This window comes from Pseudomonas sp. 51_B (genome assembly GCF_017491595.1).
In the GTDB taxonomy this organism is placed as follows: domain Bacteria; phylum Pseudomonadota; class Gammaproteobacteria; order Pseudomonadales; family Pseudomonadaceae; genus Aquipseudomonas; species Aquipseudomonas promysalinigenes.
The window spans coordinates 21525-35329 of the sequence record NZ_JAFGYW010000026.1 but is presented as its reverse complement, the minus strand read 5'-3'; the positions used below and the strand labels follow the sequence as shown (position 1 = coordinate 35329).

Below are 13805 nucleotides of genomic sequence, written 5' to 3'. Positions count from 1 at the left end.
GGCTCTTGAGATCAACTTCAACCTGAGCAAGCAGGAATAGCCGCAAAAGGGCCGCGTAGAAAACGTAGATTCAAATAATTCTCACTATTTTTCCGATTGCCCCTATCACTTCTGGAGTTTCGCTCGGCAAGGATGCAGTTAGCTCTTATCCGTCGAGGAACCGTTGCATGTCCCGTGCCGTTGATCGCATCCTGCGTCCCAGCCTGATAGCCCTGGCCATCGCCCTGGCTGCACCCTTGTCCAGTACCGCCTTGTTCGCCGCCGAGCAGTCCGGCCCCCGCGCCTACAACCTGCCCGCCGCACCGTTGGCCAGCACCTTGAACCAGATCGCCAGCCAGTCGGGCATCGCCCTGGCCATCGACCCTGCATTGGTCAGCGGCCGAACATCGGCCCCGGTCAAGGGCCAGTACGATGCCCTTGGCGCCTTGCAGGCAGCCCTGCTTGGCACCGGTTTGCAGCTGCAGCAAAGCAGCGTGGGCAGCTACAGCCTGATCGCTGCACCAGACGGCACCCTGGCTCTACCAGAAACCACGGTGAACGCCGCCAGCACATTCGAAAGCGCTTGGGGCCCGGTCGAGGGTTACCTGGCCAAACGCACCGCAGCCGGCACCAAGACCGATACTGCATTGGTGGAAGTACCACGCTCGATCTCGGTGGCCACCCGCCAACAGATGAACGACCGCGGCGTGCACAGCCTGGATGATGCCGTGCGCTACATGCCTGGGATCGTCTCGGCCAGTTTCGGCAGTGATACCCGCTATGACTGGATGCGCGTGCGCGGCTTCGAGCCAACCCAGTTCCTCGACGGCCTGCCGCTGCCACGTGGTGTGTATGCCAACCCGAAGGCTGAAACCTGGAACCTCGACCGCCTGGCCCTGCTGCGTGGCCCGGCTTCCTCGCTGTATGGCCAAACCCCGCCCGGCGGCCTGCTGGACATGGTCAGCCGCCGCCCACAAGCCCAAAGCGCCCACGAAATCGAAGTGCAGTATGGCAGCGACAACCACCGTCAGATCAACTTCGCCAGCACCGGCAAGGTCGATGAGGAAGGACGCTTGCTGTATGGCGTAAGCGGCGTGGTGCGCGATGGCGGCACGCAGATCGACCATGTCGACGACAAACGCTACAACATCGCCCCGAGCCTGACCTGGAATATCGACGAAGACACTTCACTGACACTGCTGAGCCAGTTCACCCGTGACGATACCGGGGCCACCACTCAATTCCGACCGATCCAGGGCACCAAGATCGACATGCCATTCGGTAAGATCTCCCATCACAAGAACCTGGGCGACCCGGACTACGAGTTCTACGACCGCACCTACTACGCACTGGGTTATGCCTTCGAGCATCGCATCAATGATGTCTGGCAGTTCCGTCAGAACCTGCGCTACACCAAGACGGACACAGCATTTCAGACCATCACTCCTGGCAGCTATTACCAGCCCACAGGTCCGGTGAAAGACGATGGCACCGTCAGCCGCATGTCTACCAACACCGATGAAGACATTAGCCAGTTCGCATTGGACAACAACTTCCAAGCCGACTTCGCCACCGGGGATGTGACCCACACCCTGCTGCTTGGCCTCGACCACCAGCGCGTCAACACCAACTACCTGTCGATCTTCGGTTTCAATGTGCCGGACAGCAACGTGATCAACCCAGTTTACGGGGTACCCATCACCCGTCCGGATCGCTCCACGGCGTTCTACGATTACGACCAGAAAACTCGCCAGACCGGCGTGTACGTGCAGGACCAGATGGCCCTGAACAACTGGCGCCTGACACTGGGTGGACGCGAGGATTGGGTGCACACCGGCACCAAGTTCTTCAATCAGGGCAATGCCACCAGTACCGAAAGAGACAAGAAGTTCAGCGCTAACGCGGCCATCAGCTACGTGTTCGACTCGGGCTTGGTCCCCTATCTGTCCTATGCAGAGTCGTTCCAGCCAGCCAGCAACGCCGCCGTGTCTGCCACCGAATCGTTCAAGCCAACCGAGGGCAAGCAATGGGAGCTTGGCGTGAAGTACCAACCGCCTGGCACCAATACCCTGCTGTCGGCAGCCGTGTACGACCTGACACAGAAGAATGTCTCGGTCACCAACAACCAGGGCGGTGTGACGATCACCAGCCAGACCGGCGAGGTCAAGGTTCATGGCCTGGAACTGGAAGCAGTATCCGACGTCAGCGAAAACCTCAAACTGACCGCCGCCTACACCCTGGCCAAATCAGAAGTGCAGGATGGTCTGTACAAAGGCAACCGCCTGCAATTGATGCCCAACCAGCAAGCCTCGTTGTGGGCCGACTACACCTGGCACAGCGGCGTACTGGACGGCTTCGGCATTGGCGGTGGTGCACGCTACACCGGTAATACCTATGGAGACCAGGCCAATACCTACCTGGGCAAGGCCAATGCCTACACGGTGTTCGATGCCTCGGTACATTACGACCTGGGGCGCCTTAGCAACAGCTTCAAAGGCGCGTCGGTGGCGGTCAATGCGACCAACCTGTTCAACAAGGACTACCTCTCGACCTGTGACTCTTACTATTGCTACTACGGCGATGAGCGCAGCGTCGTCGCCAGCGCTTCCTACAAGTTCTGAGTGAAGGGGGCCGCTCGCCGGCCCCGGTTCCAACAGACATGATTCGGTACCGTGATGAAAAGCCCCACCATCCGCCGCTGGTCGATGATCCATACCTGGAGCAGCCTGGTCTGTACCCTGTTCCTGCTGTTGCTGGCGCTGACCGGCCTACCCCTGATCTTCCACCACGAACTCGAACACCTGCTCGGTGACGCTGCCCAACTCCGCCAGATGCCGGCAGGCACTGCGCACCTTGACCTGCAACAGCTGGTCATCGAAGCCCAGAAATACCGGCCAGGCGAAGTCGTTCAGTACCTAGGCTTCGACGAAGACGAGCCAAACGGCGTGCTCACGATCACCGCCGCCACGGCCGGCACCGAACCCAATTCGTCGCATACCTTCATGCTCGACGCCCGCACCGGCGAACCGGTAGCGATGCCCGCCGCAAACGGCGGCTTCATGATGCTCATGCTGCGCCTGCACGTAGACATGTTCGCAGGGCTGCCAGGCAAACTGCTGCTGGCCTTCATGGGAGTGCTGTTCATCGTCGCGATCGTGTCGGGCACGGTGCTCTATGCGCCGTTCATGCGCCGCTTGGATTTCGCCACCGTGCGTCACGACAAGTCCCGCCGCCTGCGCTGGCTTGACCTGCACAACCTGATCGGCGTAGTCACCCTGGCCTGGGCATTGACCGTGGGCGTGACCGGCGTGATCAGTGCGCTGTCCGACCTGGTCATCGCCGCCTGGCGCAATGACAGCCTGGCTGCGATGGTTGCGCCCTACCAGGATGCCCCACCACTGACCGAGCGCGCCCCGGCCACAGCGCTGCTGAGCATCGCCGAGCGAGCGGCACCAGGTATGCGTGCGGATTTCATCGCCTTCCCCGGCACCCGTTTTTCCAGCGAGCATCATTACGCCGTATTCATGAAAGGCGCCACGCACCTGACCTCGCACCTGCTGACGCCGGTGCTGATCGATGCCCGCACGCTGCAAGTCACCGCCGTCGGGGAGCGCCCTTGGTACATGGATGCCATGGGCCTGTCGCAGCCTTTGCACTTCGGTGACTATGGCGGGCGGCCCATGCAGATACTCTGGGCCGTGCTCGATGGGTTGACCATCATCGTGCTCGGCAGTGGCCTGTACCTATGGTTGGGCAAGCATCGTCGCACCAGGGAGGCCAAGGCATGAGCCACCGCTCGCGCTCCACCGCCAGGATCTTTCTCTGGCCCGCCGCCATCGCCCTGTTGTGTGCGCTTGGCCTGTTCGCCGCGCTGTTGGGTGACGGCGCCTGGGACATGCTCGCCTGGCTGGGCCTTGGCCTGCCGGCAGCCTTGAGCCTGCGCGCCATGATTCGCTGAGGTAGCGGATTACCCCATGGCCTGCGCAGGCCCAGGGCAGCATGCCCGCTTCCAGACACCCGGAGCGGACCATGCTACCCCTGCAACGTATCGAATTTCTTCACAGCCAGGTGCTGGCGCTACTGGCGACGATGCCCGTGGCCAGCGTGCCACTGCCTTCGCGCCAGCAGTTGCATGGCGAATTGGCCGCCTTCTGGGCGGCCACCGACGGCCAGGGCCGTTCACGCAGCACGCGCCTGGCCGACATTCGCCGGGCGATGATGCACGCCGAAGCGGACCTGCGCGTGGCCGATCAGACCCTGAGCGTAGAACTGGCCAGCACCCTTAGTGTGTTCCTTGACCTGCCTTACGCGTGGCAGCGCCACCACCAACCCTTGGCGGGGCGTGCGCAAGCCTATCGGCCGGTACTCGCCCGCTCCCGCCCAGCATGGCGGGCCGCGTTACCCGGCCTGTTCGTGATCGCCACCGGTCAGCCCGAAGGGCAAGACCTTCAAGCCCAGCAGGCAACCGGCCCGGTGTTGCTCTGGGGCCTGGCCCAAGGCCTGGAGAGCTATCCATCGCTGCAGGCCCTGCACCAGGAGTTGTGCGAGCGCCTGGATGACCCGCTTCAGGGCGGCCCATTGCTGCAACTGCTGGTCGAGCCAAGCCAGATCGAAAACGCCCGCCAAGCCGATCGCTTGCGCTATGAGTGGTACGCCGACGACCCGCTGCAGGCACAGGTCGAACAATTGCTCGCCAGCCAGCGTCTGCGCCTGAACCAGGCCTGGCCGGCGCTGCAGGATGCCAGCCCGCAACAAGCTGCGCAGACGCTGAGCGAGGCTTTGGCACTGCAAACCCAGGCCGGGAGCAAGGCTCTGCTCGATACCCGCTACGCGGCGCTGCTGGAAAAGAACCTGCCCAACTGGCTCAGCTCAGCAACCCCTCAGGCGCTCGCGCACATCATGCAAGGTATGCAGGAATTGGTGGCCATCGGTGAGCAAGTCGCCGCGCCCGGCATCCTGACCCTCAGGCAGTTTCAGCACCACGATACCTTGCGGCACTGGGCCAGCCAGCGGGTGCAGGAGCGTCTGCGCAACGACCTGGGCCTGCTCGCGCAGCCTTCGAGCATTTACGTGCATGTCACGCATACCCGCCAGACCGGGCCTTGGCTGAACCCCTTACAGCCCTCCGCCCATGTGACCTGGCGAGGTTTCGAACGGGTGGGAGGGGAGTTGATCGAGGCCTACCGCACAAGTTACACCCTGGATGAACTCGCGGTACGCAACGTGGCATGGTTCGACTTCGACTATTGGCTCACTGCACGGGTGACCACGACCGGGAGCACGCCTCTGCCGGCCGAACTCAATCCGGGCTATATCAAAGCGTTGGTTCGGCAGCTGAACGTGGGGGACGGTTACGCCAGCTACCTACGTACGCAGTTGCTCGATACACCGCTGGGGCGCTGGCGCCTGCTGGCTCACAGCAAGGTCAACCGCGCACGCATGCGCGCCGAGGTAGCCAAAGCACGCTACGCCGGGCACCTGAGCAGCGACTGGTCGGAACGCCATTACCGCTGGGTGCAACAGGTGCTGGCGCAGCCGCACAATGCGCTGCGGCCCAAGGTGGATGGGCACAAGGTGGTGGCCCGGCAGGTGCTGATCGAAGGCCATACCGCCCAGGGCTTGTTGCTGCTTGCCAGCGAATCGGCCAACGACTCAAGCTTCGTGCTTTATACCCCGAGCGCACCCGACCGCCGCGCCTGGCGGTCATTCGCCAGCCCACGCGCCCTGCTGCGGATGCTACGAAGCAAGCCGCGGCTGCGTGACTATATGGCCCAACGCCTGCCGCTACTGCCCGCCGCACAGGTCCAAACACTGCTGGTCAAAGGGCGACTGGGCAAAGCGTTGAGCACTCCTGCCATCGAAGACGACCTGTTCCATGCCTGCTACATGGCCGAGGTACGTGCTGCACTGGCCACCGCCGATGCCCACAGCCACAGCACCGGCGAAGTTGATATCGAGCAAGCGCTGAAATTGGGCTGGACCATGCTTGACCTGATCAGCATGTTCCTGCCATCCAAGGTCATGATTCCGCTGGCACTGGGGCGCATGGCGCTGGAAATCTGGAATGGCGTACAGGCCTACCACGAGGATGACTTGAACGCCGTACTCAGCCAAGCCTACAACGCCCTTAGCCACCTCAACGATGCCGGTACTAGCCTGGCCAGCACCGGGTTGATGCGTCGGGTATTGCGGGGCATGCCCAAGCAGCCGCCGTTGCCACTACCGCTGCGTTTCAGCGTAACCCCTGCAACGACCAATCTTCGCTACCACATCGAAGGTTTGTACGGCGAACAGGTGTACGAGAAAGAGTCGGCCATCGAAGGGTTGTCCGAATATTTCATACAGGATGCCCAAGGGCGTTATTACAGAGTTACTTTCGACGGCCGGCGCTGGGGCGCGATCGACCCTGCCAGGCCGGACGCCTACCTGACACAGCCTGTCAAGCGCCTGGCTAATGGTGACTGGGTGATCGACTCACCGCTGCTGTGGTACGACGGCCTGCCGGACCTGACGCGGCTGCTGGGCGATTGCCGCCTGCAGCAGCCCTTGAACGGTGTTGCTACCGGGGAGGCCAACGGTTTATTCAGCACCCAAGAGCAGCTGTATCTGCAGACCACCGCCGGTCAGCTGCCGCTACGCCGCCACCTGCTGCCCAACCTGTATCACCTGCCTATACCGGGCGCCGAAAACGCCGGGGTCACCCCTTGGGCCGTGCTGCGCTGGCAGGACAGCCAGTGGCGCATTCGGGTACGCCAAGCCGGGCGCAGCAGTGACTGGCTTGCCCTGCCCGAGGCTTACTCGGCCAGTTTGGGCAGCAGCCGCTCAAGCCGCTGATGCAAGGCACTGCCACTGGGCCAGTTGCGCAATAGCCTTGCTCGGTCACGGGCAAAGGCCGAGGCGAAGCTGAGCTGGGTGGCGTGCTGGCACATGGCGTCCAGGTCGATCAACGACCATTGGCCCTTGTCCCAGAACAGGTTGTGCCCCTTGAAATCACCATGGCTGATGCGTTCACGAATCAGCTGGTGCATCAGCCGAACCAGAGCATCGACCTGATCATCGGGCGCATCGCCGTTATCCACATAGGGCGCAAAGCATGCCGTCAGGTCGGGCCCGTCGACGTACTCGGTAACCAGATAGGCACGGCTGCGCAGGCCCAGCACACGTTGCTCCAGTACCGCCAACGGGCGGGGCGTAGCGATGTCGAGAAATGCCAGGCGATTGCCTTCGATCCACGAGTGCCAGGCCCGGCTCGGGCGCCAGAAACGCTTGAACCAATGGGCGGTGTTCTTGATGTTGTAGCGCTTTAGCACCAGCTTGCGGCCGTTGATCTCGATACGGGCGACGCTGGCTGCACCACCGGTTTTGTACAAATGGCCCTGGTCGATGAGCTCATCGGCCTGCGCCAATACCGGCAGCATGGCATCCACTTCTTCGCGGCGGATCGCCTGCAGGCCCGAAAGGCTGCGTTGCACACTGAACAGGCTGCACTCGCGACCGGCTTTCTCTAGGTAGTCCTTCTGTCGCCAGTTGCGCACCTTGTCCACCTGCTTCTGCAACGCTTCCAACGGCAGGGCATGCTCGGCGTTGGTTAGCAGGTAATGCACCAGCAGCTCCTCGAGGAACGGCTCCAGGCGCTTGGGTAACTGCGCGAAAAACACCCCGAGGTTTTCCAGAACGCGAGGGCGTGAAAGCTGCTGGCCTGGCGTTTCGGCCTTGATCCCGGCGCCGTCGATCAAATAAAGCTTGCCGCCGTGGCGCAGCAGGTTATCCAGGTGCAGGTCTTCCTGCCACAGGCCTTTGGCATGCATCTGTGCCACAGCGCCAAGCGCTTCGCCCAGCACCGCCTGCTGCTCGTCAGCCAGCACTGGCAAGTGCTGCACCGCGGCCCAGGCATCGGCCAGGCTTTCAGCGTCGTCCAGGAATTCGAACAGCAACCAGCCACCTTCACCCTCGGTAAGGCCATCGGCCAGCAGACGCGGCGTGGTCAAGCCCTGTTTGGCCAACAGTTTCACGCCATCGAGTTCGCGCTGAAAATGCCGCGCAGCGTTGCTACCAACCAGCAGCTTGGCCAGCACCGGAATGCCGCGCCACACGCCTGCGCCCACGTAACGCTGCCCAGGCAGCACGCGCAGCAGGCTCAGTAATTGCAGGTCAGCCGTGCCGGCGGCATCGGCCAGGGTAATGTTCAGGGGCAGCGACGGGCTGCGCCCAGCCGCTTTGAGTTCAGACAAACGCATCAGCGAGCCTCTTTTTCACGACGGCGTAGCGTCAGGCGTTGCAGCCAGGTGCCAACCAAAGGGCTTTCGGCAGGTTGTTGCAGGTAGGCGGCGAGCAACTGGCGCACCTCGGCTGCCCCCCAGACCGTAGCCCGGCGCAGCAGTGGTTCCAGATCACGCAGGCGATCACGCATGCCGAACAGCAAGGGCCGGGTCTTTTCCAGGTCGATCAACTGCGCTTCCCAACCCTCGCGGCGCTGGCGCAGGAAGATGTGCTTGGGATAGAAGCAACCATGAACCTGGCCGGCACCATGCAGGGTGCGCGCAAGTTGGCCACAGGCCTTGAGAATGCCGGCCTGAGCCACTTCATCGAGCTGCGACCACTGGCCCAGCAGGCTTTCGAGGTCACGCCACTCGTCCAGCGCACGGGTCATCAAGATCGCCCGGTGCTCGCCATTGTGCTTACGCTCGCCGTAGTACACCGCCTGCAAGGCAGGAATGTGCAGCTTTTGGTAGCGGCTGATGTTGCGAAATTCGCGGGCGAAGGTCGGTTCGCCGAACGGTCGGTGCAAAGTACGGGTCAGGTAATTGCTCTGGCGCTTGAGGTAATAGCCTTTGCCTTCGAGCTCCAGGCGATAGACGCTGCTCCAGCCACCGCGGCCGGTATTGGGTTCGTCCACGGCTTCCAGCTGCAGGGCCCACAACGCCTCGAAGTCATTCAAGCCATGGCGTTTGAGCAACGCAAGGTCCGCGCTGGCCAGGTAATCGGTCATTCCCTTCCCTCGAAAAAGCTCAGCACCTGACGAATGCGGCGCTTGTCGCGCGCAGTCAGGCGTCGGCGCCCGCGGTATTGCAGATAGAAACGCAGGCGCTGAGTGGCCGTCAGGTGATACTTGGCTACCTTGTCCAGGCAGGCCAGGTCTTTGATCATGCGATGACGCCACATGAAGCCCCGCCAGAAGTCGCCGGTCGGGCAGTCGATGAAGAACAGCGTGCCCAGATCGTCGACCAGCAGGTTGCGCCATTTCAAGTCGTTGTGGGCGAAGCGGTGCTCATGCATCACCCGGGTGTGCCGCGCCAGCTGGCGGCTGAGCTTGTCTACCCAGACGCGGTCGGCCAGGCGTGGGTCGTTGCGCTCGGCCAACGCCGACAGGTCTTCGGTACGCGGCAGTTCACGGGTGATCATGGCCCCACGCCCGAATGCCAGGCCCTTGCGCTCCAGGCCCCACGCCACCACCTCGGCCGTGGGAATCTCCCACTTGGCGAACTGCTTGAGGTTCTGCCATTCCGCCTTGATACGTGGCCGGCCCAGATAGCGGCGCATGTGCTTGCCCGCGCCAGTGTAACGCTTGACGTAATAGTTGACCCCGTCACGCTCGACACGGATGACCTCGCTCAGCGGGTCGCGCGTCAGGTGCTCGCCCTTCAGAGCGAACACCGCATCGAGGCTGCCGAAGTCCGACGCCAGATGTTCGTAACCCGGCGCCAGTGTCCAACCCGACATCAGAGTGCATCCCCATAGCGTTGCTTACGATCGTAGAGTTTCTGCGCTTTGGCTTCGAGCCAGCCGAGCAGCGCGGCTTCTTCGGCCAGCACCTGGCGCAGCGGGCGCTGGAAGTAACCGCGCAGAAAGCGCAGCTTGTCGCGCCGCGTAAGGCCGATATCCAGCGCCGAGAAGTAAAGCGCTGCCAAGTCCTTGTCGCGCCAGCGGCGGCTGATTTTCGCTCGGGTCTGCGCGCGGTGCAGGTCGATCACCGACAGTTTGAAGTCTTCTGGCGTCACCGGCCGATCAGTGTGCAGCAGGAAGTGGCAGATATAGCAGTCACGGTGGTTGACCCCGGCGCGATGCATGCCGCCGGTCATCTTCGCCACCTCAGCGATCAAGGCACGCTTGAGCCGCGGTGCAGGCGGTTGTTTGACCCAATCGATGCTGAAGTCTTCCAGGCTGATGGTCGGCGCCAGCTCCTGGGTGATGATGAACGAATGCTGGCTGGCCGGGTTGCTGCCTCGCTCCCCGTAAGCCACGGCAGTCATGGTCGGCACGCCTGCCTCGTGCAGGCGCTCGATGGCCCGCCATTCCTGGCCCGCACCGAGCACCGGCAGCTTGGCGCTGAACAGGTTCTTGAAGATCTCGCCCCAGCCGATGCCGCGGTGGATCTTGACGAAGAACCCTTCGCCGGCCACTTCGGTACGCAACGTGCGGCGCCCTTCCAGCTCGCGGTAAACCTCGCCTTGCAGTGCCTCCACGGCTTCGAAAGGGTCACGCCCAGCCCACAACTGCTTGAAGGGTTCGGCCAGTATCAGCTTCATGCGCTCTCCTGCCCCAGAATCACATCGGCAGCATGCTGCGGCATGCTGTAGAGGTCGGCGCTGTCTGCAAAGGCCAAGCCGTTGCGCGACCAGTTGGCGCGGGCCTGCCCATCGTCGAGCATGCGCTTGAGGTAGTCATTGAGCTGTTGCTGTTCGAACGGCTCGTCAAGCACCAGGCCACTGTCGGCTTCGGCAATGTAGTGGGCGTAGCCGCACACCTTGGAAACCAGTACCGGCAAGCCGGCCACCAGCGCTTCGAGCAGCACCGTCCCGGTGTTCTCGTTGTAGGCTGGGTGAATCAGCAGGTCGGCGCCCAGCAAAAAGCGCGGAATGTCGCTGCGGCCCTTGAGGAACTGCACCTGCTCGCCCAGGCCCAACGTGGCGCTTTGCAGCTGGAACACCTTAGGGTCGTCCTGGCCGATGACCATCAGCCTGGTCCGTTTGCGCAGTGCCGAGGGCAGCGCGGCCAGAGCCTTGAGGCTGCGGTCGACGCCCTTGGTCTTGAAGCCTGAACCGATCTGCACCATCAGCAAGTCGTCATCGCCAAGGTTGAACTCCTTGCGAAATTCAGCGCGGATCTCGGCGGCGTTGGCCGGCGCGCGGCGATCCTGGGAGATGCCAGGCGGCAGCAGATGGAAGCGCTCCACCGGGGTGGCGTAGTGCTTGATGAACAGCGGCTGCTGCACCTCGGAAATCATCAGCACTTGAGTGTGCGCATCCTTGGCGAACACGGCGCGCTCATACTCGGCGAAATGCCGGTAGCGCCCCCAGCGGCGGTACAGCCCACCGCGCAGGGTTTGCGCCTTGTCTTCGAAGCAGCCATCGGCGGCGTAGTACACATCCAGCCCCGGCATCTTGTTGAAGCCGATCAGGCGGTCGACCGGGCGTTTGGCCAAGTCGGCTTGCATCCAGGCGGTGAGTTTTTCGTTACGCCGATGGTTGAAGAGCGCCTTGACCGGCGCCACCAGCACTTCAAAGCCCGGCGGAATGTCACCCTCCCAGATCAGCGTGTAGACACGGATCTGGTGGCCCCGCTTCTGGCACTCCAGGGCAATGCGCATGAAATCGCGCTGCAGCCCGCCGAAGGGGAAATACTTGTAAAGCACGAAAGCCAGTTGCATCAACGAACATCCTCAGCCAGCAGCAGCGCGCTCAGGCGGCTCGCGACATGCTCGGGATTCAAGCGAGTGAAGCACAGCGGCCACTCGCGTTTCAGATCGAACCGGCGCAGATCTTCGGCGCTCGGTTTATAGGTGCATTTCTTTTGCAGGCACGGGGCGCAAGGGAAATCGCTGGCCTGGTGAACCTGCACGCGGCCATAGGCGCCGGTAAGGCCCGGGTTGGTTGGGCCGAACAGGGAAATGGTCGGAACATCCAATGCGGCGGCCAGGTGACCGAGGCCGGTATCCACCGCCACACACGCTTTAGCCGCCGCCAGCACGCGGGCGACCCCGGCAAGGTTCAACTTGGGGAGCACCTGGCAATTGTTCAAGCCTTGGGCGATGCGCTCGGCCCGGGCTTTCTCCGCCGGGTTGCCCCACGGCAGGCGCACCTGCAGCTTGCGCCGGCCTAGGCGTTCAGCCAGTTCGCGCCAGTAGGCCTCGGGCCAGTGCTTGGTCGCCCATGTGGTGCCGTGCAGAAACACCACGTAGGGCGCAGCCGCAGGCAACTGCAGGCGATCCAGGTCAAGGCCATAGTTGCCGATGCCCTCTGGCAGGTCGTAGGCCAATGCCATGGCGAACAACTGCCGCACCCGCTCCACCGCATGCTGGCCGACGGCAACCGACAACGGCCGGTCATAGAAGCGGCTGGCCCAGCCTTCGCGGGCTGAATAGCGGTCAAGCCCGGCAACTGGCGCCTTGACATAGCGGGTCAACCACGCCGACTTGACCAGGCCTTGGGCATCGATCACCAAGTCGTACTTGCGTGCGCGCAGGCGCTGTTTGAAGGCCTTCCACTCGCCGCTCTTGATCGTCTGCCAGAGGTTCTTGCGCCAACGGCGGATGGCCACGGGAATCACCTGATCCACCGCTGGGTGCCAGCTGGGGATCTCGGCAAAGCCCTCTTCCACCACCCAGTCGAACCGGATGCCAGGGATGGCGTGGGCGGCGTCGGTCAATGCCGGCAAGGTGTGGATCACATCACCCAGCGACGAGGTCTTGATGATCAGTACCCGCACTTAGTCGACCTCTGCCACGGCATCGATCAGGTTCGGCCCACCCAGGCTGTGCAATGCGGCAATCACCCTGCCAGGCTCCAGCAGGCGCAGGCAGTTGTAATGGCCGAAGCGGCAGGTGCGGTCGAAGCAAGGGCTGCACTCGATGCCGGTGCGTACCACTTCCACTTGCTCAGCCAAAGGCGGCGTAAAGCCTGGTGAGGTAGAGCCATACACCGCGACCAACGGGCGGTTCAGCGCGGCAGCCACGTGCATCAGCCCCGAGTCGTTGGACACCACGGCATCGGCGCAAGACATCAGGTCGATGGCCTCGGCCAGCGAGGTTTCCCCGGCCAGGTTATACGACTCCTCACGCAGCCCTGGAATGAGCCGCTCGCGGATCTGCTCCCCCACTGGGTGGTCGTTCTTCGAGCCGAACAGCCAAACTTGCCAGCCTTGGCGGATCATTGCCTCGGCCACAGTGGCGTAGTGCTCGGCGGGCCAACGCTTGGCCTCGCCGAACTCGGCGCCAGGGCATAGCGCCAGCAACGGGCGATCCAGCGCCAGGCCGAACTTGGCCAGTGCCGCCTCGCGGCTTTGCGCCTGGATCTGCAGGCGTGGCCGTGGATACGGCTGCGGCAACTCGGCACCCGGCGCGTAGGCCAATGCCATGAAGCGCTCGATCATCAGCGGATAGCGGGCCTTGTCCAGCTTGCGCACGTCGTTGAGCAGGCCGAAACGCATTTCACCGCGCCAGCCCGTGCGTTTGGCAATGCCGGCAAAGAAAGGTACCAGTGCCGACTTCATGGAGTTGGGCAGCAGGATGGCCTGGTCGTACTGGCCAGCCAGGGACTTGCCGATGCGCCGGCGGGTTGCCAACTCTAGCGCGCCGTGGCCGAGCGGGAAGCTCAAGGCCTGGCGCACCTCGGGCATGCGCTCGAGGATCGGCCGGCTCCACTCGGGTGCCAGCACGTCGATCACGCAGTCCGGATGCTGCTGTTTCAGGCACTGGAACAGGGTTTGCGCCATTACCATGTCGCCGACCCAGCTGGGGCCAATGATCAGTATTCTCATGCTTAGTCCAGAAACGCTCGGGGAGGCTACAGGCTGCGTAAAGCCTGGCCTCCCCTCTTTATATTCAGGCT

General features: G+C 63.0%; 11 protein-coding genes. 4 read left to right on the top strand and 7 right to left on the bottom strand.

Annotation, left to right across the window (positions count from 1 at the left end; genetic code table 11):
- The first annotated feature begins 167 nt into the window (after positions 1-167).
- The 4 genes from J5M56_RS20735 to J5M56_RS20720 all read left to right on the top strand — a co-directional run bounded on the left by J5M56_RS20735 (position 168) and on the right by J5M56_RS20720 (position 6813).
- The gene (locus tag J5M56_RS20735; RefSeq protein ID WP_207937673.1) at positions 168-2600 is read left to right on the top strand and encodes a TonB-dependent siderophore receptor; all 2433 of its coding nucleotides are present in this window, start codon (positions 168-170) and stop codon (positions 2598-2600) included.
- A gap of 54 nt (positions 2601-2654) precedes the next feature.
- Entirely contained in the window at positions 2655-3767 is a 1113-nt protein-coding gene (locus J5M56_RS20730; RefSeq protein ID WP_186478604.1) for a PepSY-associated TM helix domain-containing protein, read from the top strand.
- Positions 3764-3937 carry a hypothetical protein gene (locus J5M56_RS20725; RefSeq protein WP_186478603.1) on the top strand — a complete coding sequence of 58 codons (174 nt, stop codon included), beginning with the start codon at positions 3764-3766 and terminating at the stop codon, positions 3935-3937. Before J5M56_RS20730 ends, J5M56_RS20725 begins: the two co-directional genes overlap by 4 nt.
- A 71-nt stretch (positions 3938-4008) precedes the next feature.
- Entirely contained in the window at positions 4009-6813 is a 2805-nt protein-coding gene (locus J5M56_RS20720) for a DUF6543 domain-containing protein (RefSeq protein WP_207937672.1), read from the top strand.
- On the opposite strand, the gene J5M56_RS20715 is transcribed toward J5M56_RS20720, so the two are convergent.
- From J5M56_RS20715 to waaF, 7 genes are read right to left on the bottom strand one after another with little or no spacing between them, the layout of a single operon-like run.
- Positions 6774-8216, bottom strand: a complete 1443-nt coding sequence (locus J5M56_RS20715) for a lipopolysaccharide kinase InaA family protein (RefSeq protein ID WP_207937671.1) — start codon at positions 8214-8216, stop codon at positions 6774-6776. The genes J5M56_RS20720 and J5M56_RS20715 overlap by 40 nt on opposite strands.
- Positions 8216-8968: a lipopolysaccharide kinase InaA family protein gene (locus tag J5M56_RS20710; RefSeq protein WP_186478600.1), complete on the bottom strand. Its 753-nt coding sequence runs from the start codon at positions 8966-8968 to the stop codon at positions 8216-8218. Before J5M56_RS20710 ends, J5M56_RS20715 begins: the two co-directional genes overlap by 1 nt.
- Entirely contained in the window at positions 8965-9699 is a 735-nt protein-coding gene (locus J5M56_RS20705; protein WP_060477417.1) for a lipopolysaccharide kinase InaA family protein, read from the bottom strand. Before J5M56_RS20705 ends, J5M56_RS20710 begins: the two co-directional genes overlap by 4 nt.
- Positions 9699-10505: a lipopolysaccharide core heptose(I) kinase RfaP gene (gene rfaP / locus J5M56_RS20700; protein WP_060477416.1), complete on the bottom strand. Its 807-nt coding sequence runs from the start codon at positions 10503-10505 to the stop codon at positions 9699-9701. The genes J5M56_RS20705 and rfaP overlap by 1 nt, the downstream gene beginning before the upstream one ends.
- Complete coding sequence (locus tag J5M56_RS20695) at positions 10502-11626, bottom strand: glycosyltransferase family 4 protein (RefSeq protein ID WP_207937670.1); 1125 nt, start codon at positions 11624-11626, stop codon at positions 10502-10504. The genes rfaP and J5M56_RS20695 overlap by 4 nt, the downstream gene beginning before the upstream one ends.
- On the bottom strand, positions 11626-12684 hold the full coding sequence (waaC, locus tag J5M56_RS20690; RefSeq protein ID WP_207937669.1) for a lipopolysaccharide heptosyltransferase I: 1059 nt from the start codon (positions 12682-12684) through the stop codon (positions 11626-11628). The genes J5M56_RS20695 and waaC overlap by 1 nt, the downstream gene beginning before the upstream one ends.
- On the bottom strand, positions 12685-13734 hold the full coding sequence (waaF, locus tag J5M56_RS20685; protein WP_060477413.1) for a lipopolysaccharide heptosyltransferase II: 1050 nt from the start codon (positions 13732-13734) through the stop codon (positions 12685-12687).
- Positions 13735-13805: the final 71 nt, after the last annotated feature.

Bases quoted from the DNA above. Each gene is read 5' to 3' on its own strand.
- waaF (WP_060477413.1), bottom strand. From the start codon at position 13,734: ATGAGAATACTGATCATTGGCCCCAGCTGGGTCGGCGACATGGTAATG.
- J5M56_RS20715 (WP_207937671.1), bottom strand. From the start codon at position 8,216: ATGCGTTTGTCTGAACTCAAAGCGGCTGGGCGCAGCCCGTCGCTGCCC.
- J5M56_RS20710 (WP_186478600.1), bottom strand. From the start codon at position 8,968: ATGACCGATTACCTGGCCAGCGCGGACCTTGCGTTGCTCAAACGCCAT.
- rfaP (WP_060477416.1), bottom strand. From the start codon at position 10,505: ATGAAGCTGATACTGGCCGAACCCTTCAAGCAGTTGTGGGCTGGGCGT.
- J5M56_RS20705 (WP_060477417.1), bottom strand. From the start codon at position 9,699: ATGTCGGGTTGGACACTGGCGCCGGGTTACGAACATCTGGCGTCGGAC.
- J5M56_RS20720 (WP_207937672.1), top strand. From the start codon at position 4,009: ATGCTACCCCTGCAACGTATCGAATTTCTTCACAGCCAGGTGCTGGCG.
- J5M56_RS20695 (WP_207937670.1), bottom strand. From the start codon at position 11,626: ATGCAACTGGCTTTCGTGCTTTACAAGTATTTCCCCTTCGGCGGGCTG.
- J5M56_RS20735 (WP_207937673.1), top strand. From the start codon at position 168: ATGTCCCGTGCCGTTGATCGCATCCTGCGTCCCAGCCTGATAGCCCTG.
- J5M56_RS20725 (WP_186478603.1), top strand. From the start codon at position 3,764: ATGAGCCACCGCTCGCGCTCCACCGCCAGGATCTTTCTCTGGCCCGCC.
- J5M56_RS20730 (WP_186478604.1), top strand. From the start codon at position 2,655: ATGAAAAGCCCCACCATCCGCCGCTGGTCGATGATCCATACCTGGAGC.